At 41.0% G+C, this 22023-nt stretch carries 20 protein-coding genes; 16 read left to right on the top strand and 4 right to left on the bottom strand.

Translation table 11 applies throughout. The features are described from left to right. Positions 1–16 precede the first annotated feature (16 nt). The 7 genes from IGL36_RS12670 to pepG1 all read left to right on the top strand — a co-directional run bounded on the left by IGL36_RS12670 (position 17) and on the right by pepG1 (position 7814). A complete protein-coding gene (locus IGL36_RS12670; protein ID WP_002359008.1) occupies positions 17–403 on the top strand; it encodes a RicAFT regulatory complex protein RicA family protein in 387 nt (128 codons plus the stop codon). Next, on the top strand, positions 404–2980 hold the full coding sequence (mutS, locus tag IGL36_RS12665) for a DNA mismatch repair protein MutS (protein ID WP_002398185.1): 2577 nt from the start codon (positions 404–406) through the stop codon (positions 2978–2980). A 31-nt stretch (positions 2981–3011) separates the two neighbouring features. Beyond that, the gene (mutL, locus tag IGL36_RS12660; protein WP_010716772.1) at positions 3012–5144 is read left to right on the top strand and encodes a DNA mismatch repair endonuclease MutL; all 2133 of its coding nucleotides are present in this window, start codon (positions 3012–3014) and stop codon (positions 5142–5144) included. Between the two features lie 24 nt (positions 5145–5168). Continuing rightward, complete coding sequence (locus IGL36_RS12655) at positions 5169–5723, top strand: Maf family protein (RefSeq protein ID WP_002354869.1); 555 nt, start codon at positions 5169–5171, stop codon at positions 5721–5723. A gap of 132 nt (positions 5724–5855) precedes the next feature. Continuing rightward, positions 5856–6293, top strand: a complete 438-nt coding sequence (gene msrB, locus IGL36_RS12650) for a peptide-methionine (R)-S-oxide reductase MsrB (RefSeq protein ID WP_002354871.1) — start codon at positions 5856–5858, stop codon at positions 6291–6293. Positions 6294–6467: 174 nt separating this feature from the next. Next, on the top strand, positions 6468–7439 hold the full coding sequence (locus tag IGL36_RS12645) for a ribose-phosphate diphosphokinase (protein ID WP_002381060.1): 972 nt from the start codon (positions 6468–6470) through the stop codon (positions 7437–7439). 231 nt (positions 7440–7670) lie between these two features. Beyond that, positions 7671–7814 (top strand): type I toxin-antitoxin system toxin PepG1, encoded by a 144-nt coding sequence (gene pepG1 / locus IGL36_RS12640; RefSeq protein WP_002392696.1) that lies wholly within the window; start codon positions 7671–7673, stop codon positions 7812–7814. A 239-nt stretch (positions 7815–8053) separates the two neighbouring features. Here the strand turns inward: pepG1 and IGL36_RS12635 are convergent, their stop codons facing one another. The 3 genes from IGL36_RS12635 to IGL36_RS12625 all read right to left on the bottom strand — a co-directional run bounded on the left by IGL36_RS12635 (position 8054) and on the right by IGL36_RS12625 (position 12518). After that, positions 8054–8647 (bottom strand): PBECR4 domain-containing protein, encoded by a 594-nt coding sequence (locus tag IGL36_RS12635; RefSeq protein WP_002398183.1) that lies wholly within the window; start codon positions 8645–8647, stop codon positions 8054–8056. Positions 8648–9108: 461 nt separating this feature from the next. Next, positions 9109–9759 (bottom strand): beta-phosphoglucomutase, encoded by a 651-nt coding sequence (gene pgmB, locus IGL36_RS12630; RefSeq protein WP_002398182.1) that lies wholly within the window; start codon positions 9757–9759, stop codon positions 9109–9111. Between the two features lie 14 nt (positions 9760–9773). Beyond that, complete coding sequence (locus IGL36_RS12625) at positions 9774–12518, bottom strand: glycoside hydrolase family 65 protein (protein ID WP_025189669.1); 2745 nt, start codon at positions 12516–12518, stop codon at positions 9774–9776. A gap of 260 nt (positions 12519–12778) precedes the next feature. On the opposite strand from IGL36_RS12625, the gene treR reads away from it, so the two are divergent. The 3 genes from treR (at position 12779) to IGL36_RS12610 (ending at position 15401) form a co-directional block, all read left to right on the top strand. Then, complete coding sequence (gene treR / locus IGL36_RS12620) at positions 12779–13492, top strand: trehalose operon repressor (RefSeq protein ID WP_002367455.1); 714 nt, start codon at positions 12779–12781, stop codon at positions 13490–13492. Between the two features lie 399 nt (positions 13493–13891). Continuing rightward, positions 13892–14590: a WxL domain-containing protein gene (locus tag IGL36_RS12615; RefSeq protein WP_002398179.1), complete on the top strand. Its 699-nt coding sequence runs from the start codon at positions 13892–13894 to the stop codon at positions 14588–14590. A 94-nt stretch (positions 14591–14684) separates the two neighbouring features. Beyond that, positions 14685–15401, top strand: coding sequence for a WxL domain-containing protein (locus tag IGL36_RS12610; RefSeq protein ID WP_002398178.1), 717 nt, complete (start codon positions 14685–14687; stop codon positions 15399–15401). 40 nt (positions 15402–15441) lie between these two features. Here IGL36_RS12610 and mscL read toward each other — a convergent pair whose 3' ends face one another. Next, the gene (mscL, locus tag IGL36_RS12605) at positions 15442–15891 is read right to left on the bottom strand and encodes a large conductance mechanosensitive channel protein MscL (protein WP_002354883.1); all 450 of its coding nucleotides are present in this window, start codon (positions 15889–15891) and stop codon (positions 15442–15444) included. 208 nt (positions 15892–16099) lie between these two features. Between mscL and yfmF the strand changes: the two genes are divergently transcribed. The 6 genes from yfmF (at position 16100) to IGL36_RS12575 (ending at position 22019) form a co-directional block, all read left to right on the top strand. Further along, positions 16100–17368, top strand: coding sequence for an EF-P 5-aminopentanol modification-associated protein YfmF (gene yfmF, locus IGL36_RS12600; RefSeq protein WP_002398177.1), 1269 nt, complete (start codon positions 16100–16102; stop codon positions 17366–17368). Continuing rightward, positions 17361–18665 (top strand): EF-P 5-aminopentanol modification-associated protein YfmH, encoded by a 1305-nt coding sequence (gene yfmH, locus IGL36_RS12595; protein ID WP_002380969.1) that lies wholly within the window; start codon positions 17361–17363, stop codon positions 18663–18665. Before yfmF ends, yfmH begins: the two co-directional genes overlap by 8 nt. A gap of 167 nt (positions 18666–18832) precedes the next feature. Then, entirely contained in the window at positions 18833–19699 is an 867-nt protein-coding gene (locus IGL36_RS12590; RefSeq protein ID WP_002360992.1) for a RodZ domain-containing protein, read from the top strand. 302 nt (positions 19700–20001) lie between these two features. Next, positions 20002–20256, top strand: a complete 255-nt coding sequence (locus IGL36_RS12585) for a hypothetical protein (RefSeq protein WP_002398175.1) — start codon at positions 20002–20004, stop codon at positions 20254–20256. 9 nt (positions 20257–20265) lie between these two features. Then, on the top strand, positions 20266–20628 hold the full coding sequence (locus IGL36_RS12580) for a hypothetical protein (RefSeq protein WP_002354889.1): 363 nt from the start codon (positions 20266–20268) through the stop codon (positions 20626–20628). Then, a complete protein-coding gene (locus IGL36_RS12575) occupies positions 20619–22019 on the top strand; it encodes a T7SS effector LXG polymorphic toxin (protein WP_002371653.1) in 1401 nt (466 codons plus the stop codon). The genes IGL36_RS12580 and IGL36_RS12575 overlap by 10 nt, the downstream gene beginning before the upstream one ends. The last annotated feature ends 4 nt before the right edge of the window (positions 22020–22023 follow it).

Below are 22023 nucleotides of genomic sequence, written 5' to 3'. Positions count from 1 at the left end.
AAAGTGCCGGTGAAAGATGAAGGTGAAAAAAATGGAGCCGTTGAATTTAGATGCACAAAGTAATAAAGAATTAGAAAAATTGTTACATTTAATTGGACAAGATGAAGTCATTCAGCGCTACCAAGCGATTGAAGAAAAGGTAAAGAAAAACAAAAAGCTGACAGAATTAGTGGAAGAAATTAAAGCTGCGCAAAAAGATGCGGTTCAATTTGCTCACTATGGCAAACCAACTGCTGAAAAAGAAGCCATTCAACGAGCTGATGCGAAAACAAAAGAATTTGATGAGCACCCACTCGTTGTAGCCTACCGCGAACAACTGATCGAAGCCAATGACTTAGTCCAACATGTCACGGCGCTCATTCAATACCGCGTGAACGAAGAGCTAGAGAAGGAAGGGAATTAAATGCCACAAAAGACAAAAAATACACCCATGATGGAACAATATTTATCCATTAAGGCCCAATACAAGGATGCGTTTTTATTTTATCGCTTAGGTGATTTTTATGAATTATTTTATGAAGATGCTATCAATGCAGCGCAAATCTTAGAATTGACGTTAACCAGTCGTAACCGCAATGCGGATGATCCGATTCCTATGTGTGGCGTTCCTTATCATGCCGCGCAAGGCTACATTGATACGTTGATTGAGCAAGGCTATAAAGTAGCGATTTGTGAGCAAGTGGAAGATCCAAAGACTACCAAGGGCATGGTCAAACGAGAAGTGGTGCAGTTGGTAACGCCAGGAACGGTGATGAATAGTAAAGGCTTGGAAGCCAAAGACAATAATTACTTAACCGCTGTGCTAACAGATGGTAATCAGTTTGGTTTTGCCTATGTAGATTTGAGTACAGGCGAATTAAAAACAGCAGTCTTGGCTGATGAAGAGGGCGTTTTAAACGAAGCTTCTGCGTTGCAAACAAAAGAAATGGTCCTAGGCTCAGGGATTCCTGAATCGTTAAAAGAGAACTTAAGTTTACGTTTAAACATCATCTTTTCGACACAAGAAACGGTGGAAGAAAATGCCGAGTTTAGTTTTTTAACCAATGAACTGATTAATCCATTAGAAATTGAAATTACAGGCAAATTATTATCTTATTTATCCGTTACCCAAAAGCGGAGCTTGTCCCATATTCAGAAAGCTGTGGAATATCAGCCAGATCATTTCTTGAAAATGGATCATTATTCTAAATTCAATTTAGAATTGAGTCAGTCGATCCGAACAGGACAGAAAAAAGGGACTCTTTTGTGGCTATTAGATGAAACGAAAACAGCTATGGGCGGCCGTTTATTAAAACAATGGTTGGATCGTCCACTGATTCAGGAACGTCAAATTAAGGCGCGTCAAGAAATGGTGCAATCCTTATTAAATGCCTATTTTGAACGCTTAGATTTGCAAGCAGCATTGACGAACGTTTATGATTTAGAGCGGTTAGCAGGACGCGTGGCATTCGGCAGTGTGAATGGGCGTGATTTAATTCAATTACGGACCTCTTTAGAACAAGTACCAACGATTCGACAGTTAATTGTCGGGATCAATCAAGGGGAATGGGATGATTTGTTAGTCGACTTAAACCCTGTTGAAGATTTAGTGGTATTGATTGCGACGGCGATTAATGAAGAAGCCCCTTTACAAATTACTGAAGGAAATGTTATTAAAGACGGCTATAACGACCAATTAGATGAATACCGTGATGCCATGCGCAATGGTAAGCAATGGCTAGCGGAGTTAGAAGCGAAAGAACGCCAAGAAACAGGGATTAAAAACTTGAAGATTGGCTACAATCGTGTCTTTGGTTATTTCATTGAAATCACTAAGTCAAATTTAGCGAATTTAGAAGAAGGAAAATACGAGCGGAAGCAAACATTAGCTAATGCGGAGCGCTTTATTACGCCCGAACTAAAAGAACTAGAACGTTTAATCTTAGAAGCCGAAGAAAAATCAGTTGAACTAGAATATCAATTGTTCTTGGCCGTGAGAGAACAAGTGAAAACGAACATTGATCGGTTGCAAACACTGGCTAAAACCATTAGTGCGGTTGATGTTTTACAATCTTTTGCAACAATTAGTGAACGGTATCAATACGTTCGACCAACGTTAAGAAGTAACACGAAAAATTTGGCGATTGTCGAAGGACGACACCCAGTCGTGGAAAAAGTTTTAGGGCATCAAGAATACATTCCAAACAGTATCCGCATGAACCCAGAAACAGATATTCTCTTGATTACTGGACCAAACATGTCAGGGAAAAGTACCTACATGCGTCAATTGGCTTTGACGGTGGTCATGGCGCAAATTGGCTGTTTTGTACCAGCGGAAAGTGCTGAAATGCCAATTTTCGATCAAATTTTTACACGGATTGGGGCCTCTGATGATCTAATTGCAGGGCAAAGTACCTTTATGGTAGAAATGATGGAAGCCAACCAAGCACTGCGGCACGCCACGCCTAACAGCCTAATTTTATTTGATGAATTAGGACGCGGCACGGCAACCTATGATGGGATGGCGCTAGCGCAAGCCATCATTGAATATATCCATCGTGAAGTACAAGCCAAAACGTTATTCTCTACACATTATCATGAACTAACTGTTCTAGATGAAACCTTAAAAGGCTTGAAGAATATTCACGTGGGCGCTGTCGAAAAAGATGGCGAAGTGGTCTTTCTTCATAAAATGATGGAAGGACCTGCTGATAAGAGCTATGGGATACACGTTGCTAAAATCGCTGGTTTACCAAGCCCGCTTTTAGAACGAGCAGCCACCATTTTATCCGCTTTAGAAGCGGAAGAAACAACGATTCCAAGTTCAGTTCATCATGAAGAAGTTTCAGAAGTCCATGAAGAAACCGAGCAACTTTCATTATTTAAAGAAGTTTCAACAGAAGAATTAAGTGTCATTGACACATTGAAGAAAATGAATCTATTAGAAATGACACCACTAGATGCGTTAAACATGCTTCATCAATTGCAAAAACGTATCTAATTAGGAACCGAACCGGTTAGGAGGTCGTGAAATGGGGAAAATTCAAGAACTATCCGAACAACTAGCCAACCAGATTGCTGCTGGTGAAGTTGTTGAACGTCCCGCTTCTGTCGTCAAAGAATTGGTGGAAAATGCACTGGATGCAGGGAGCACCCAAATTGATATTTTTATTGAAGAAGCTGGCTTGAAAACCATTCAAATTATTGATAATGGTGAAGGAATTGCCAAAGAAGATGTACTGAATGCCTTCAAACGCCATGCCACAAGCAAAATTCATACAAGAGATGATTTGTTCCGAATTCGCAGCTTGGGGTTCCGAGGCGAAGCCTTACCAAGTATTGCCTCAGTTTCTGAAATGATTGTCGAAACTGCCACAGCTGAGGAAGAAGAAGGCAGCTATGTGATTCTAAAAGGGGGCAAGGTCGAAGAAAACCGACCAGCAGCCCTCCGTAAAGGCACAAAAATGACCGTTTCTAATTTATTTTATAATACGCCCGCTCGTTTGAAATACGTCAAAACGATCCAAACGGAATTGGCCAATATTGGTGACATTGTCAATCGTCTGGCGTTAAGCCACCCTAAAGTCGCTTTTCGCTTAGTTCATGACGGCCACAAAATGATGAGTACAACAGGCAATGGTGATTTAAAACAAACGATTGCGGGGATTTATGGCATTAGCACCGCAAAGAAAATGTTGAAAATTGAAGGAAAAGACCTTGATTTTACTTTGACAGGGTATGTCTCATTGCCAGAAGTCACACGGGCCAGCCGCAACTATTTATCAACGATTATCAATGGTCGCTATATTAAAAATTTCGCGTTAAATAAAGCAATTGTAGCCGGCTATGGTTCGAAACTAATGGTGGGGCGTTTTCCAATTGCTGTGTTAGAAATTGAAATGGATCCGCTGTTAGTCGATGTCAATGTCCATCCTACTAAGCAAGAAGTTCGTTTAAGTAAAGAAAAAGATTTAATGGCATTAATTGAACAGGCGATTCAAGAAGTGTTGAGCCAAGAACAGTTGATTCCCAATGCGGCAGACAATTTGCGTTTTAAAAAGAAACTACCGCCAGAACCTAAAGCCGAACAAATGGAAATTCCTTTATCGACTGAACAACCTGCGGTAAAACAACGACCGGGCAGCTTAAGCTATAATCCCGCAACAGGCCGCTTCTATGCGGAACATGCGACAGACGAAACACCAGCCTCAAGCGCCCCTGAAGCTGTCAACCAGACAGAAAGAGCAGTGGACCCAATGGACGATCCATTTGCGCCGCCAGTGCCAGAATCAACGAGTGTAGCGGAAGAAACGTCAGCTTACGAAACCTCTTCGGCAGCTGCTGATTCCGCAAATCATTGGGAAACAGCTAGTAATGAGCAACAGGTAATAGCCGAAGAAACGAAAATAACTGAAGTGCCTGATTCAGAACCTTCTCTGCGTTCATCAGAGGCTGCTGACGAGGTTTTCCAAGAAGAAATGAAACTTCACCCAGAATTCGATGCCAATAGCGCTGCGAGTCAAAGAGAACTGAAACAAGCCCTGAACAAGTTGGAAGAAGAACGACCGACAGAGCGTTTTCCTGAGCTAGAATACTTCGGTCAAATGCACGGAACTTATTTATTCGCACAAAGCAAAGATGGCCTGTTTATTATCGACCAACACGCTGCCCAAGAACGAATTAAATACGAGTACTTCCGTGAAAAAATTGGCGAAGTCAGTGATGATTTACAAGAACTATTGGTACCAATCGTTATTGATTATCCAAATAGCGATGCCTTGAAAATTAAAGAGCAGAAAGAAACCCTTGCGGAAGTTGGCATCCATTTGGAAGACTTTGGACAAAATAGTTTCATTGTGCGGGCGCACCCAACTTGGTATCCTGCAGGCGAAGAGGAAAGCATTGTTCGCGAGATGATTGACATGTTGCTAACAACTGGCTCGGTCAGCGTGAAAAAATTCCGTGAAGCAACTGCCATTATGATAAGCTGTAAGCGATCCATCAAAGCCAATCATTACCTCAATGAGCAACAAGCACGCGTGCTATTAAAAGATTTAGCCTTGTGCGAAAATCCGTTTAATTGTCCGCATGGACGTCCGGTGCTGATTCATTTTACGAATTCAGATATGGAACGAATGTTTAAACGCATTCAAGACCCCCATTAAAAAGAAACGAGGCGTCATCAATTTATGCAAATTATTTTAGCATCCCAATCTCCTCGCCGTCAGGAGTTATTAAAGCGTGTGGTTCCAACTTTTACGATTGCACCAGCCGACATCGATGAAACTGTTGGCAAAGACGGCTTACCAGCAGAATATGTGGCGCAAATGGCTGCCCAAAAAGCAGCGGCTATAGCAGAGCAATCCCCCGAAGCACTAGTCATTGGCTGCGATACAATTGTGGCATTGGCGGGAGAGATCCTCGGCAAACCCACTTCTCGGGAAGACGGTTATCGCATGTTGCGCCTCCTAAGTGGCAAAACACATGACGTGTATACAAGTGTGACGTTGAAACAAGGGGAAAAAGAGCGCTCCGCGACAGTTCATTCAACCGTGACGTTTTATCCACTGACAGACACGGAAATCCATGCTTACTTAGACACCGCAGAATATGCCGACAAAGCAGGCGCTTATGGTATCCAAGGACAAGGAGCATTACTAATTGAAGCAATCGCTGGCGATTATTACGCCATTATGGGCTTACCAATTGCCAAAGTAGCTCGACTGCTAAAAGAATTCAACTAATAAAAGACAGTCCTTTTCATTCGTCAAAAAGAGAAAGGACTGTCTTTTACTATGCAAACTATTAGGTGCCTGTTTGGCAAACGTGGTATCATTGAACCCAATAAATTGAACAGAAGAAAAGGAGTGGACAGAATGACAAAACCAACAGAAGAAGAATTAAAACAAACCTTGACGGATCTTCAATATGCCGTCACACAAGAAAACGCAACAGAACGCCCTTTTTCAGGAGAATATGATGACTTTTACCAAGACGGAATCTATGTAGACATTGTTAGTGGCGAACCGTTGTTTAGCTCCCTGGACAAATACGATGCTGGTTGCGGCTGGCCATCCTTTACCAAACCAATTGAAAAACGTGGCGTCAAAGAAAAAGCTGATTTTAGTCACGGCATGCACCGAGTAGAAGTTCGCAGTCAAGAAGCGGATTCACATTTAGGGCATGTTTTCACTGATGGCCCACTCCAAGAAGGTGGCTTACGTTATTGCATTAATGCGGCAGCTTTGAGATTTGTGCCAGTGGCAGATTTAGAAAAAGAAGGCTATGGCGAGTACCTTTCTTTATTCAAATAATCCTCATTTTTTAGACAAATACGATAAAATAGTTAGAAGAAAGCGACTTTTGATGAATATCTTGTATGAAATACAGAAAATCTCTTGATTTATTTGGCTAGGACTACTATTATTTTAGAAGGAAAGTATTGTTCAGTTTTAACGAATTGGCTGAAATAGAAAGTGGAGGTTCTAATGTCGAAACATTATTTTGATCCAAGATTGAAAATCTTTTCTTTGAACTCTAATCGTCCCTTAGCAGAAAAAATTGCGGATGCTGTGGGTGTGGAGCTAGGAAAGTGCTCTGTAACACAATTTAGTGATGGCGAAATTCAAGTGAATATTGAAGAAAGTATTCGTGGTGCACATGTTTACGTCATTCAATCAACAAGTAGCCCTGTTAACGATAACTTAATGGAACTATTAATCATGATTGATGCGTTAAAACGTGCGAGTGCTAAAACAATTAACGTGGTTATGCCTTATTATGGGTATGCACGTCAAGACCGTAAAGCACGTGCCCGGGAACCAATCACTGCTAAACTTGTTGCAAACATGATTGAAAAAGCTGGCGCAACAAGAATGTTGACATTGGACTTACATGCGGTCCAAATTCAAGGATTCTTTGATATTCCAGTGGATCATTTGATGGGTGCACCATTAATTGCCGATTACTTCATCGAACACGGCATTCAAGGCGATGACGTCGTTGTTGTTTCCCCTGACCATGGTGGTGTAACGCGTGCACGTAAATTGGCAGAATTCTTAAAAGCACCAATTGCGATCATTGACAAACGTCGTCCAAAAGCGAACGTAGCAGAAGTAATGAATATCATTGGTCATGTGGAAGGCAAAACATGTGTCTTAATTGATGACATGATTGACACAGCGGGGACAATTTCTCTTGCTGCAAACGCATTGAAAGAAGCCGGAGCAAAAGACGTTTACGCTTCTTGTACACATCCCGTTTTATCAGGACCAGCCTTACAACGTATTGAAGATTCAGCAATTGAACGCTTAGTTGTAACAGACTCTATTTACCTATCTGATGATCGTAAAATTGCAAAAATTGACGAAGTCAGCGTTGGTGAATTAATCGGAGATGCGATTAAACGTATCCACGAAAACAAACCAGTTAGTCCGTTATTTGAAACAAAAAATAAATAATTACAAAAAACCGCCCACATCATTTTTCTGATGTGGGCGGTTTTTTCTCTAAATCATTTTATCTAAAAATATATTGTAACCTGAATATTTATTAGGCATTCATGATATACGATAAGTGTAGAGAAGTTAATGCGGAGGCAAGCGCAAAGGAACATGCGCTTTGCGACGAGCATCGCAACAAAGTGAGAAGCGTAGGAGCAGAGACTTTCCTCTTTCGGTGAGGTGGTGCGTATGAGCGTACTTCCAAAATTTACAGAAAGGAGAGGCCTTTTGTCAGCATATGAAACAATTCAGACGATCCTAGGGTTTGGTATGTTTACCATTGCTTTGATTGCGCTGATTGTGAAATTGCTTAAAAATGACAATAAAAAATAACCGTTTACTTTGATCGAGTACGGTTATTTTTTGTAACAAAATCGGTCACCGTCTTAAACGGCTCTACATCAGAGAGGTATGTTGAAGCATATCTCTCTTTTCATTTTCATTATAGCACATTTTCCCGAAAAGCACGAATAAATTTAGCGTTAATCCGTGCAATCCTAAAAGCTGTTAAAGAGGAGAAAAACCTCTGGGCTTTTTCTCTTTCCCTATAGTCTGTTTAGCCCGCTTTTTTGTTAAAATTTATCGTAAACTTCAATTACTGAGGTGCTATTCAGCTCAGACTTACTTATTTTAATTACTTCATGGGATTCAGTTAAAGATTTCGATTGGCTCTTTCGTGGCTGATTTATTAACGATAATAAAGATTGTGGGACGTAATTTTTGTTATTCTCTTTACATGTTAACGCCACAATCATTTTGCCTGAGCGAATTGCTTTTTCATACTGTAAATTATAAAATTTTCCTCCATCGCATACTCGTACACCTGGAGAAATAAGCATTTCTAATAGAGGAATTACTTGTAATTTTTGGCCTGTGGTTCCATCATCTTTAGGTTTAATCCCGCGCAGTGAAACTTTATTATTTTTTAAAGCTCTGTAAAATTGAGTAGCCTTAAAACGAAATTTACAGCTCCCTTGTTTATCTATTTGATAATAGTCAACTCCGCATAAATGCATAAAATTCCCAGCTTCAAATTGAACGTTCATTTCTAACAATTTCTTTGTTTTCCGATGTTGATATGTATAAGTGAACATATGATTATTGAAGTTGGTGTCATAAATTAAGAACGCCTTTCTAATTGTGTCAAAATCTTTTTTCTCAATCATTAGTTTCTCCTATAAATAAAGAAGCCAAGCTTAGCTTGCCTTCTTTAAACTTCAAATATAATTCAGGTTTTTCTGTTGCTCACCAACTATTGGCTCTACGTCCAATTCTATATCGAGTTTTTCTGTTGCTCGCCAACTATCGGCTATTACTTCCGATTTCAGTATTGAGTTATTATGATGCCTGATCATCAAGAAACATCTACTTGTTTCTAATAAAAGTCTACCACAGAACCACGTTCAACTCAATCCTTTTTAATCCAATAATGGAGTGTAATGACAATAAAAAATAACCGTCTACTTTGACCAGTACGGTTATTTTTAAATAATACAATCGGTCACCGTCTCAAACGGCTCTACACTAGAGAGGTATGTTGACGCATCTCTCTCTTTTCATCTACATTCTAGCATAGATACAATGTAGATGAAAAGAGGTGCCTGCTGCTAAAGGTTCTTGTCATTCTTTAGCAATTGAGCAGTGCATCAATGCTTAGTTCAGTCATTTCAGAGACTTGCATGTCGGCTCCGATTAAGGGTTGGCTGGCCGATAAGCCGACGGCATAGATGCCTGCGGCTTTCAAGCCGTCAATGCCTGATTGTGCATCTTCAAAGCCAATGGCGTTTTGCGGTAGCACGCCAATACTGTCAGCGGCGGCTAAAAAGATTTCAGGATCAGGTTTGCCTTTACTTAACGAGTCGGGATCGACAATTGTGGCGAAGTACGCGCGCACGCCTAATTTTTCCAAAATCAAAGGCGCGTTTTTTGATGCCGAAGCCACGGCACAGGGAATGTGACGTGCTTGGGCTTGCTGTAGCAATGGCACGACACCAGGTAAAACATCTTCTGTTGTTAATTGTTCTAATAATTGAACGTAGTGGTCATTTTTTTGCTGAGCTAAGGCTTCTTTTTCTGCTGGAGTAAACGCATTTTCGCGGTGGCCATGGACTAAAATACGGTCCAAGGAATCCATCCGATTAATGCCTTTTAATGTTTCGTTGAAGGTTTCGTCAATGGGGATACCTAGCGAATCGGCCAACGCTTTCCAAGCTTGATAATGAAATTTGGCGGTGTCAGTAATGACACCATCCAAATCAAAAATAAATCCAATCGTCATTGTGGTTCGCTCCTTTATTGATAATGTACTTCTTTTGGTCGTTCGGCGGTTAACGGAATCAACGCGCCCTGAACCAATAATTGTGTGTCTTTATCTGCTGTAATCGTGACACTGGTTTGTGTTAATGAAAATTGATACGTCACGCCTTGATGAATTAACTGGAAGGCCAGCGATTGCCAATGTTCAGGTAAGTTTGGACAAATTGATAACTCGTTCTGGCGCGTGTCAACGCCTGCATACGTCGCTAAAGTAACGTGAATCGTCGCAGCCATGACCCCTGTATGAATCCCTTCAGCGGTCGTGCCACCTTGAATGTCACGATAATCGGAATACAACGCTTCTTGATAAAGTTGCCAAGATAGCTCATGGAATTGCGCCATTTCTGCCAATTGGGCATGAACAATTCGTGACAAAGTCGAACCATGAGACGTCCGTTTTAGATAATACAAAAGATTTTTTTCCAAATAATCCGCAGGCAATTGATACCCTAAATCTTCTAAAATTTGATCCACCCGAGTTTTGTCTAAGTTGTAGAACAACATTAACGTGTCGGCTTGTTTCGCCACTTTGTAATCATCGGGAGATTCTCCTTCGGCTTTTAAAATTCGATCCATGCGGTAAATATTGCCGTATTTCTCTTTCATCGCCGCCCAGTCAATCTCTTTTAAGCCGAAATACCCTTCATATTGCGCAATAATGCCGTCAGAATTAACTTCAATTTCCAGTGAATTTTGAATTTGCTGCATGCGGGCTAAATCAGCCGAAGTGGTCTGCGTTTTGGCAAAAAGTTGTGCCTGTTCTTCCTCAGAGAAAAGTGCCAAAATGTTGGTTAATTCTTCGAATAGCCAAACCACCATCAAATTCGTATAGGCGTTGTTTTTCAAGCCGCTTTCCGCTTGGTCTGGATAGCCCTCGTGAAACTCATCAGGTCCCATCACTTTATCAATAAAGAACCGTCCTGTTGCGTCATCTAACGTCGCAGCGCTGTTCCAAAATTGAGCGATTTCTAACAACATTTCGCCGCCATATTGTTTCATAAATTCATGATCCTGTGTACTATGCCAATACAACCAAGCATTGTAAGCAATCGCTAGGGACACATGCCGTTGCAAAATACTATGATCCTCGCCCCAATGTCCATTCAACGGATTTAAGTGAAGTTTTTGCGTGGTTTCACGCCCGTCACGTCCTGATTGCCACGGATACATTGCGCCACGATACTGGCTAGCCGCCGCATTCTCCTTCGCCTTCTCTAATCGGTGGTAGCGATACAGCAATAATTGTTTCGCTGTGTCAGGATAATGTTGAATATAAAAAGGTAAAATAAAAATTTCATCCCAGAAAATATGTCCACGATACGCTTCACCATGCAAGCCTCGGGCGGTAATCGAGACGTCCAATGCTTGCGCTTGGTTACTAAAAGGCGAAGCCGAAGCCAGCAAGTGATAACTGTGAATCCGTAAAAGTTTTTGAGACATCAAATCGCCTGTCACGGTAATGTTGGCTTGTTGCCAAAGGGTTTGCCAAGCGCGGGCGCTTTCCTGAGCGGCGGCCGCAAAAGAGTCCTTCGGCGTAAACGGTACCTGCCAACTTTGTTCGGCGTGGCTGGCTTGCACAAAGACTTGTTTTTCTAGCGTATAGCGCGTTCCTTGGTGCGCCATCACGGTCACCACTTGGGCGATTTTTTCCGCTTCTTCTTGAATCATAATGGCTTCTTTTTCAAAAAAATCACCAGTTATCAAGGCCGTTTCTCGGACGCTTAAGTTAGATTGATTGGTACAAACCTCAATCACGGTTTTGTTTTCCTGCGCGCTTAATGCTGTCACCTGAAAATGTTTTGCTGTTAAGTTGCGATACCGCGCCACGTTATAGTTGTAGACACTGCCATCCGTGACGGTTTTCAAAGTAATCGGGGCTGAAAAGTTTAACGGCTCAAACGTATATTGCAGATGATAGTCATTCGGCTGCGCCATATTGGCGATTTTTTTCGTCGTTAATTTAATTTGCTGATTGTCCGCATCTTTCAATATCATTTCTGCGACAAACAACCCCGTTTTCAAGTTCAATTGACGATGTAATTGTTGTAGCGTGTCTGGGGAAATCGTTAACCAGTCAGTGGCATCGCCAATTTTTAAAGCGATGTGTTGGTTATCAGGAGCATTGACGAAATCTTCATTTTCCACTACTTGACCCGCAACTTCCGAAGCCGCTGTATTATAAAGCCCCGCAATGTAGGTCGCTGGATAATGATCATCAGAAATCGTCATCTCAGGTGTTGTGCCGCGCAAGCCTAAAAAGCCATTGCCGACAGTTAACAGGGACTCCACCGCATATTCATTTTTCCCAGGCACGTAGCCATAATAGTCCAAATGCCAAGCCAGATACTGCCGTTTTTCTTCAAATGCTTCTAGCAGATTCGGTGCCGCCGCTTGTTCGGCTGCCGTTAAAAGTGGTGTGTTCAACTGTTCCGCGAATGCTTGAATCACCGCTTGCGGAACCAGCGCCAACGTTTCCTCTGGAGAAAAGAAGTCCGCTGGAAAATCAGCCACAATCCCTCCCAGAATCGGCGCAGCCTCTGCCACAATCAATTGGCACAGTTCAGGAACCGTTTCTTCGATAGTCAAGGCTTCAAAAGGGAACGTTTTTTGATGAAGCGGTTCCAATTTATGGTTAAAAAAAGTCGTCGTTAGTTGGTTCGTTGCGAATGTTAATTCTAAAATGGTCATGTTTGGCGCCTCCTTGTAAACTTGTATAGACATGTTGTGTTTGACTACAGTATAGTATGAACGAATCAGAATTACAAGGATTTTCCCTAGATTCTTGGGAAAACTTTTCCAGAAGGGGGCAGCAACAGACTGCGCTGGGTCCGAAAAAAAGCGGTCAATCAGTGGTTTGGCTGGGGGAGTCAGTGGCGTAAGCAAGGCAGAAAGTGCGGGGGATTTTTCTGACCAGCTCTAGGTTTTTCGGAGGGAATATGCTATGCTTTTAGAAAAGAAATTGTTGGTAGAGGAGGATCGGCATGAACAAGTTTCATGACATATTTTTAGAATTAGAACAACAAATTGTCCAAGGCGACTATCAGCCGGGCGATTTATTACCTAGTGAAAATCAATTAGTGGAAACCTACAATGTTTCCCGTGAAACAATTCGGAAAGCCTTGAATTTACTGATTAACGCTGGCTACATTCAGAAAAAACAAGGCAAAGGCTCGATTGTGCTCAACTTTAAAAAGTTTAATTTTCCTATTTCAGGGGTGACCAGTTACAAGGAGTTGCAACAAACGCAGCATATTGAAAGTCATACGCATGTGGTTTCCTTAGAAGAAATTCCTGTGGAGCGCAACTTGGCTCAGTTGACTGGTTGGAGGGAAGGGGCCCCTGTGTGGCGCTTAGTTCGGCAACGGGAGATTGAAGGGGAAGTCGATATCTTAGATATTGATTACTTGATTAAAGAGATTGTCCCTGAACTGCCGAAGCACCGTGCCGAAGATTCGATTTTCGATTATCTGGAAAACGACCTTGGCTTGGCAATTAGTTACGCCCAGAAAGAGATTACCGTGGAACCGCTCACAGAGATGGACAAGCAGCTGATTGGTGAAGTCGAAGGCAATCATGTCGTCGTGGTCCGCAGTATCATGAACTTGGAAGATACCCGCTGTTTTGGCTATACGGAATCTCGTCACCGCTTAAACAAATTTAAGTTTGTGGAATTCGCCCGTCGCCGTAAATTGTAAGTCTTAGTGACGAACAAATATAAAAACGGCTGTCATTAAATGAAAATTGACGGTTTTTTCACAAGAACCGCCGGTAAATGTATAAGATTTTAAGAGAAAACGTCAAAAAGTAGAGGTCTAACTCTTACTTTTTGACGTTTTCTCCTTGTTTTTTAAACGAATTTGACGAAAAAATCATTAAATAACATTTGTAAATATCAAAAAGTGCTGAAATTAAAGCTTGAAATCAAGAGGAATGCTTGGTTTTAAAGGAATCATCAGTTTTTACGAATGGCTGTTAAATATTTAAAATTACGAAGAGGGCAGATTCTTGTATAATAAAGCTATAGCTTCGGAAGCGCAGAAAAAAAGAACAACGCGCTCTGGAAATTCAGAACAGTTAAAGGAGACGTACATATTATGAAAAAGAAAATGATGGCAAGTTTATTAGTTGGTAGCGCAGTCGTTGGCGCAAGTTTAGCACCTCTTTCGGCACAGGCGACTACGACAGGGAATACACCAGTGCAGGTAGAGTTTGGTGGAGGTTTGTTGCCAGACCAAGAAGATAATACTGGCGGAAGTGTCGACCCAGATCCAACGAAACCAAATACAGATTTTGATTTATTGGCAATTCCGAAAAGTTTTGATTTTCCTCTTGCAAAAATTGGGGAAGATTTGTCTGCTCTCAAGGAAAGTTCATCAATGGTTAAATCTGTCATGGTGGGCGATGTCCGTGGTACTAAAGAGGGCTGGCATGTAACTGGCGAAATTGCGGAAATGAGTAATGGCACAGATAAATTAGACGGACAGTTTAATTTTGGTATGACACCGTTTTATGCCATATTTAATACTGAGACAGGTTCATATGGAGGATTTAATACCCTAAATGGCATGGATATTGCTAATGATCCAACGGCACCAACCTTTAGTGGAACAAGCATGAAGATTGGTGGCGGAGCTACGCCATTAGCAAGTGCGACTGTTGGTAAAGGGCAAGGAACATGGACAGGACGTTTTGATAACCTAACGCTAAACGTCACAACCCCTTACCAACAAATCAAAGCAGGGGCCTACACAGGCAGTATCACATGGAACCTTGTCGCAGGTCCATCAATCTAAGCACAAGCAACGAAAAAAAGAGGACGGACCAAGCTGGTAACTGCTACTGGTCTGCCCTCTAATAATCATTCAATCGTAAAGGAGAAGAACACAAATGAAAAAGAAAATGATAGCAAGTTTATTAGTTGGTAGCGCTGTGGTTGGTGCTAGTTTAGCCCCACTTTCGGCACAGGCGACTACGACAGGGAATACACCAGTCACAGCAGAATTTGAAGGCGGCACGTTGCCAGATGGCAACGGCGATGCCAATACCGTTGATCCAGACCCGAATGGCTCAAACAGTAACTTTGATTTACTGTTTATTCCTCGCGAATTTAATTTTGGGAAATTATCAATTTCAGATGATTTAACGAAACCAATTCTTAACCAAAGAGACCCCGAAGCCACCAACGGCCATACAGAAATGATTGGTGTCGGTGACGTACGCGGTGGCAAAGAAGGCTGGCATTTAACGGCCCAATCTAATGGCCTAAAATTAGGCACTGAAAGCTTACAAGGCAACATTAAAGTGGCGCTGATTACTCAACTTGATTTGGAATACGAGGCAACAAGCAATAGTTATGTAGCTCTGACGACAGCAGTCTCTGCACCAGAAGTCAGACCACAACTGGCTGCTCCGCAAAATTGGACCCTTGATTTAGGCGGGGAAGCCCAATTAATGGCGAACGCAGCAGCTGGTCAAGGCCAAGGATTATGGCAATTTTCACTGTTTAATACAGCTTTAAACATCACAACACCAGCCAACAATATTAAAGCAGGGGCCTACACAGGCAGTATCACGTGGAACCTCGTCGCAGGACCATCTGTGTAAGTCCAAACAAAAAAGTCATCCCCTCAGGATGACTTTTTGCTTATTTCTCTGTGAAAGTGCTGTCTGTTTTGACAGTTTCAGCAGGCGGTGTTTGCGCCGCTAGCAAGTCGCGAATTTCTTTTAAGTAATCTTCGCTCGTTGGTACCACTTCTTCTTCTGCCGCTTCTTCTTTTTTGCCACGGTTTTTCATTTTGTTCGCCGCTTTGACAATCAAGAAGAGGACGAAGGCCGTAATTAAAAATGTAATAAGTGCACTAATCACGCTACCAATATTGAATTCAACGCCTTCGACTTTATAAACAAGGGCACCCAATGCATCGTCGGCGCTCTTTTTCCCAGTCGTCAAGACAAAAATCAGACTAATTAACGGGGTAATCAAGCCTTCCACCACTTGTGTCACAATCGCTGTAAACGCACTACCAATGACAACACCAACGGCTAGGTCTAAGACACTCCCGCGCATGATAAACTCTTTAAATTCTTTAATCATTCTTTTTTCCCTCCTCACTTTAAAAACAGTATACCGAATCTTCTTGAAAATTTGAACTGAAAAACTCTTATCATTCAGAAAGCACCTGAAGCTGTGTTATAATGGAGCTATTGGAAAAAACATTAAAAAATGCTTTAGAATTTACGCGATACATATATTTCACAGCATTCTTTAGGTAAGATGAAGCAAATGAAGGAGCGATGCGGCAATGTCTGTTCAATTAGTTAAAGGCGTGAATTTACACGTCATTCCTACAGAAAAATATAAAACGGTGCGTCTTTTAGTCCGCTTTAATACACGATTAAATCATGAAACTATTACAAAAAGAACGCTGTTGTCCAGTTTGATGGAAACCAACAGCTTGAATTACCCGAATCAAGTCAAGTTAAGTGAGCGTTTGGCGGAACTTTACGGCGCCAGCTTCGGGATTGGCGTTTCCAAAAAAGGCAATCAACATTGGTTTAATATTTCTATGAACATTGTCAATGATCATTATTTACAGGATAGTCAGGTTCTCGCCGAAGCGGTGGACTTTTTGAAGGAAATTATTTTTGCCCCCAATATTCAAGCGGGCCAATTTGAGGCGGAAACCTTCCAACGGGAAAAAGAGAACTTGAAAGCGTACTTGGAAAGTATTGTGGAGGATAAGCAAACCTATGCTTCTTTGGCGCTTCAAAGTGTCTATTTTAATCAATCGGAGGATCAAAAAATCCCTAGTTTCGGGACCGTTGCGGCGTTAGCTGAGGAAACTGCGGCATCATTAGCAGCGTATTATCAAAAAATGCTGGCGGAAGATCAAGTGGATATTTTTGTTTTAGGTGATGTCAATGAGGCGGAGTTAGTGCCATTATTCAAGCAATTACCGTTTACGCCTCGTGAAGAAGGCAAAGCCGCGATTTTCTACAATCAACCAATTCGCAACGTGATTGAAGAGCGGACCGAGCGTGAGGTGTTAGCCCAATCGAAATTAAACTTGGCTTACAACACGGATATTTATTATGGCGATAGCTATTATTTTGCGTTGCAAGTGTTTAATGGGATTTTTGGCGGTTTCCCGCATTCTAAATTATTCATGAATGTCCGTGAAAAAGAGCATTTAGCGTATTATGCTTCTAGTAGTATCGACACTTTCCGTGGCTTCATGACGGTTCAAACAGGAATCGATGGCAAAAATCGGAATCAGGTCTTGCGTTTGATTTCGACAGAATTGGAAAATATTCGCTTAGGTAAGATTAGCGAATTAGAAATTGAACAAACGAAAGCAATGCTAAAAAATCAGTATATCTTAGCGTTAGATAATGCAGGCGCGTGGCTGGAAAAAGAATACTTGAACGAATTAATGCCGCAGACGATGCTGACGGCGGAGGAATGGATTGCACGGATTAATGCCGTGACTATTCCAGAAATCCAAGAAGTAGCCAAACGCTTGGAACTTCAAGCGATCTTCTTTTTGGAAGGAGAAACGGAAAATGATTAAAAAAGACTATGCACAAATTAAAGAAACATTGTATACAGAAACACTGGCGAATGGTTTAAAAGTTTACCTATTACCGAAAAATGATTTCCAAAAAACGTATGGCTTGTTTACGACCGATTATGGTTCCATTGACAACACGTTCGTGCCAATTGGTCAAGAGGAAATGATTGAAGTACCTGACGGAATCGCCCACTTTTTAGAACATAAAATGTTTGAAAAAGAAGATGGCGATGTCTTCCAAAAATTTGGACAACAAGGAGCTTCAGCGAATGCCTTTACCAGTTTTACGAAAACGAGTTATTTGTTTTCAACGACGGATCAAGTGACACAAAATCTAGAAACGTTGCTTGATTTTGTGCAATCGCCGTATTTCACGAAGGAAACGGTCGAAAAAGAAAAAGGCATCATCGGACAAGAAATTCAAATGTATTTAGATGATCCTAACTGGCGCTTGTTCTTTGGCATTTTAGGCAACCTTTATCCGAAACATCCATTGCATATTGATATTGCCGGTACAGTGGCAAGTATTGCGGAGATTACCGCAGAGGATTTGTATACATGTTACAATACGTTTTATCATCCAAGTAATATGACCTTATTCGTGGTAGGGAAAATGGACCCTGAAGCGTTAATGGCCTTCATTCGTGAAAACCAAGCGGCGAAAGAGTTTCCTGCCGCCCAACCTATTCGTCGGCATTTTCCTGAAGAAACAGCTGCTGACATTGTCAAAGAGAGCGCCATTGAAATGGCAGTCACACGGGCAAAAGTGCTTGTTGGCTTGAAAGGTTTAGATGAAGTGCCAACAACGGGTCGTGACTTAATGAAATATCAAGTCACCGTGAACTTGTTGTTACAATTATTGTTTGGTAATACCTCTCAAAACTATTTGGCTCTTTATGATGAAGGCTTGTTAGATGATAGTTTTAGTTATGACTTTAATTTAGATCGCAGTTTCCATTTTGCGGATATTGGCGGCGATAGTGAGCAACCAGAAGTCTTAGCAGAACGAATTGAAGCTATTTTATTATCTGCCACAACAAGTCCAGAATTAACGGAAGAAAATTTGTCCTTATTGAAGAAAAAAATGATTGGTAAATACTTCCAATCCTTAAACTCTTTAGAGTATATCGCCAACCAATTTTCACAATCATTGTTTGGGGAAACCACGCTGTTTGATAAGATTGAAGTCATTGAAAGCATTCAATTAGCCGACGTCCGCCAAGTAGCAGAGACCTTTATTCGTGAAGAAGGATTGAGCCGTTTCTACATGTATCCTAAAGGAGAAACCGAGCAATAAACCAACTGTTTAAGAAAAAGAAAAATCTTTGAAATCTTTCAATTTTGTTATCCTCAGTTGGCTTCTTTTGTGGTATTCTTAAAGGACGGGAATGTTTTCCTTGGCAATTGAAAAAGACTGATGAGACAATCGATAAATTAACAAAATAGACTGGAGAAGATGGACGAGTGGCCAGCGTAAATATTGGAGAAACACTAAAAGAAGCAAGATTGCAGAAGAACATCTCAATTGATGAACTGCAACAAATGACAAAAATTCAAAAAAGATATTTAGAAATTATTGAACAAAACGATTTTGAGTCCTTACCAGGCACCTTTTATGTGCGGGCGTTTATCCGCCAATATGCAAGTGCGGTCGGCTTAGATGGCAATCAATTGGTAGATATCTATGATGGCAAAGAACCAGCAATTGTCGAAGAACCCAAGCCAGTGTATGAAGAGCTTGAAGGATCACGTAAGCAATTGCATGACGAAGAAAAGCAATCCAGTTGGTTACTGCGGAACTTACCAGCCATTGCCTTTTCGTTAATTGGTTTAGCCATTGCGGTCGTGGTGCTGTATATTATGTGGCAAGATCAAAAAGCCGAACCGATTATTCAAACACCGGCAACTAGTGCCAGTGTGGAAAAGCCCAAAGAATCAAGTCAAGCCCCAGAAAGTAGCACACAAAGTAGTACACCGCCGTCTTCTTCAAGCGAACCAGAGAAGAAAACAGCTGTGGCTGTGGTGAGCGATGCTAACAATCAAGTGACTGCAACGGTTAAAGATGCGAATAGTCCAATCAACATTACCTTTAAAGGGACTGAAGGCTCTTGCTGGATTGGTGTGATGGTCGATGGCAACTATACGTACCAACACACCCTGCAAGCAGGAGAAACAGAAACAACAGCTTTACCTGCGAATGCCGCCAATGCAACACTGATTCTAGGCGCCTCAAATAACGTCGCCATTCAAGTCGATGGCGCCGATTTAACACTGGAAAAAACGCCAGTTTTAATTCGTAAGGATGTTACATTAGGGATTACGTATCGTTAGAAGAAGATAAAAAAATAACTGCCCAAAATTCTTATTTAAAGAATTTTGGGCAGTTATTTTTGTTTATAAGTAATAATATATTTATATATATTATTACGATAGCTAAACCATATTTTTTATTTTTGGTGAAAAATGATTTAATTTATGCATTATATGTTTTTTTTCTTTTTTAAAAAATAATTCAAATGTTATTTTAAAGGTATTTTATACAAAAATATGCGAATTCACATTTTATTGTTATCAATATTTTTGTATATAATTTAATTACACATTTAATAAAAAAGTTAAAAAGGAGGAAGTTGATGGTAAAAATTGCATCCAATCAAGGCACTGCCCAAAAGGCAATTGCCGGGATCAAGAATGTATCTGTGAGTAAAAATCAAACATGTCATTTAGGAGAAAGCAATATTTCAAGTATGAAAAAAGGGGTTAAAGTCAGTAATCAACTGCTCAATCAATTAGCAAAAGTAGTCAATGGTGTCAACGCACAAGCCAATAAATTCCCCAAATTAGCGGCAACGATAGCGGCTAGAGATAGCCAAACAACGTTCAAATAAGGAGAAACGATGGAAAAGGATACGAATGAAAAATTAAGAAGGAACTATGCGGAACAGATTGTCGAAAAAGAACGAGCGATGGATCAATTGTCGAAGGAAAAGAAGCAAATCCAAACCATTTTTGGTACACTAGAGTCTGAACTAACCAGAAATTTTCGCGAACTTGAGCAACTCAACGCAGAAGTGATTCATAAAGGCGGTAAGTCGACGCGTTGGGAGCAAGAGGAGCTCTCTGGAAAACAACGCTATTTAAGGGGCTTTTTACAACAACAGACACATGAATTAAGTCAAAGATACACAAAAGCAACCGCACAATCGAATGAAGAACGACTACAGCTCCAAAGAGAAAGGAGTCGGTTGTCATGGGATTAATCTACTCCAGTAGCGATTCTTCAGCAATGATGCGTGCGCTGTCCAGCAACCTAGCAGTTGCCCGAACAACCACCAGTGAGCTAACAGCTGGTTGTCAGCAACTAATCGCAGCCATCGACGGTCATACATTGTCTGGCGCTGCCTATAATGCGGGAAAAGGGCTATTTTCAGAATTAGTGATTCCGACGATTCATCGAATGACTGCCGCCGTTGATAACGTCCAAAGTGATTTGGCCAAATACAGCGCTGCGGATGCGTTTATTGCCAGTGAAGGTTTTTTAGATGAAGACAAACTCAAATTAAAAATAAAAATCATGAAAGCCAACCAACAATTATTGCACGATTCTGCTAGGGCAGTCGCCACATTAGCCCATAGTCAGCCGATTCCAGGAATTTATGAACTCTTACAAAATGCCCAACGGACCTTTATTAAGATGGCAGAAAGCATGCAACAGGACATTGACAAGCTCCACAAGCAAATACGAAAGCTCAATGAGTTTGACCGACAAACCAAAAACCTGTTCGCCACTAGCTTAGAGGAAATGCAGTTGGCGATGCAAGGCATCTTAGTCCTAAATGAAACAACTGTCAAAAGCAACGGCCTCTACACCTTACCAAGTGGTGTGGATAAAAGTTACTTCACGGAAATTAAAAAAGAAGCTTCTACGGTTCTTGAAACAGCCAAACCAAAAATAGAGCTAATCAATAAAACCGACAGTCTAGAAGAAATCAGCAGAAAAACCATTGCTTGTGCAAATATAGGCATTAATCCTTATACAGGAAAGAAAATTAGTCAAAAAGAAGCCAATAAATTCAAGTATGCGGCGTGGGCAGGCACACTAACAGAAGTTGGTAATGTGGTGCTAGGTTCTTATTATGGGAATAAAACAGCTTCACGATTGAAAAATTCTGGACAAGGGAAAAAATCAATAAAGCCTAAGTACGATGATATATATACTTATCAATACAATGGTTATGATAATCCTGGACCGTTAAACGACATTAAAGGGCAACCAAATAGAAACTTTTATGGTGGTAGATATGATATGGAAGTTTTAAAAGAACCTAAAATATTATATCGTGCAGGAGATGGGAAAAATCCATTAGGACAATGGTTTACAGAAAGTCCACCTAATTCAGTTGCAAATGTACGTATTGATACTGCAGTAAAACCACAATGGATAGATAGAAATGGTTCTTTTACAGGAGCTTCTAATATAGATAGAGTATATAAAATTGAGATTCCTGCAGGTACAACTATTTACTCAGGTCCAGTAGGTAATCAAGGTAGTATATACCAAGGAGGGATGAATACGAATCAAATATTCATTAAAAGGCCTTGGGAATTTGGAGACAAAATAACTATTTTAGGTTCCAGTCCTTTAAAATAAATAA

The organism is Enterococcus sp. AZ011, assembly GCF_050548355.1.
Classification (GTDB): domain Bacteria; phylum Bacillota; class Bacilli; order Lactobacillales; family Enterococcaceae; genus Enterococcus; species Enterococcus faecalis.
The sequence above is the reverse complement of the archived record's forward strand: the minus strand, read 5'-3'. Positions and strand labels throughout refer to the sequence as shown.

Coding starts and splice junctions, on each gene's coding strand:
- IGL36_RS12670 (WP_002359008.1), top strand. CDS start 17: ATGAAGGTGAAAAAAATGGAGCCGTTGAATTTAGATGCACAAAGTAAT.
- mutS (WP_002398185.1), top strand. CDS start 404: ATGCCACAAAAGACAAAAAATACACCCATGATGGAACAATATTTATCC.
- mutL (WP_010716772.1), top strand. CDS start 3,012: ATGGGGAAAATTCAAGAACTATCCGAACAACTAGCCAACCAGATTGCT.
- IGL36_RS12655 (WP_002354869.1), top strand. CDS start 5,169: ATGCAAATTATTTTAGCATCCCAATCTCCTCGCCGTCAGGAGTTATTA.
- msrB (WP_002354871.1), top strand. CDS start 5,856: ATGACAAAACCAACAGAAGAAGAATTAAAACAAACCTTGACGGATCTT.
- IGL36_RS12645 (WP_002381060.1), top strand. CDS start 6,468: ATGTCGAAACATTATTTTGATCCAAGATTGAAAATCTTTTCTTTGAAC.
- pepG1 (WP_002392696.1), top strand. CDS start 7,671: ATGAGCGTACTTCCAAAATTTACAGAAAGGAGAGGCCTTTTGTCAGCA.
- IGL36_RS12635 (WP_002398183.1), bottom strand. CDS start 8,647: ATGATTGAGAAAAAAGATTTTGACACAATTAGAAAGGCGTTCTTAATT.
- pgmB (WP_002398182.1), bottom strand. CDS start 9,759: ATGACGATTGGATTTATTTTTGATTTGGATGGTGTCATTACTGACACC.
- IGL36_RS12625 (WP_025189669.1), bottom strand. CDS start 12,518: ATGTCTATACAAGTTTACAAGGAGGCGCCAAACATGACCATTTTAGAA.
- treR (WP_002367455.1), top strand. CDS start 12,779: ATGAACAAGTTTCATGACATATTTTTAGAATTAGAACAACAAATTGTC.
- IGL36_RS12615 (WP_002398179.1), top strand. CDS start 13,892: ATGAAAAAGAAAATGATGGCAAGTTTATTAGTTGGTAGCGCAGTCGTT.
- IGL36_RS12610 (WP_002398178.1), top strand. CDS start 14,685: ATGAAAAAGAAAATGATAGCAAGTTTATTAGTTGGTAGCGCTGTGGTT.
- mscL (WP_002354883.1), bottom strand. CDS start 15,891: ATGATTAAAGAATTTAAAGAGTTTATCATGCGCGGGAGTGTCTTAGAC.
- yfmF (WP_002398177.1), top strand. CDS start 16,100: ATGTCTGTTCAATTAGTTAAAGGCGTGAATTTACACGTCATTCCTACA.
- yfmH (WP_002380969.1), top strand. CDS start 17,361: ATGATTAAAAAAGACTATGCACAAATTAAAGAAACATTGTATACAGAA.
- IGL36_RS12585 (WP_002398175.1), top strand. CDS start 20,002: ATGGTAAAAATTGCATCCAATCAAGGCACTGCCCAAAAGGCAATTGCC.
- IGL36_RS12580 (WP_002354889.1), top strand. CDS start 20,266: ATGGAAAAGGATACGAATGAAAAATTAAGAAGGAACTATGCGGAACAG.
- IGL36_RS12575 (WP_002371653.1), top strand. CDS start 20,619: ATGGGATTAATCTACTCCAGTAGCGATTCTTCAGCAATGATGCGTGCG.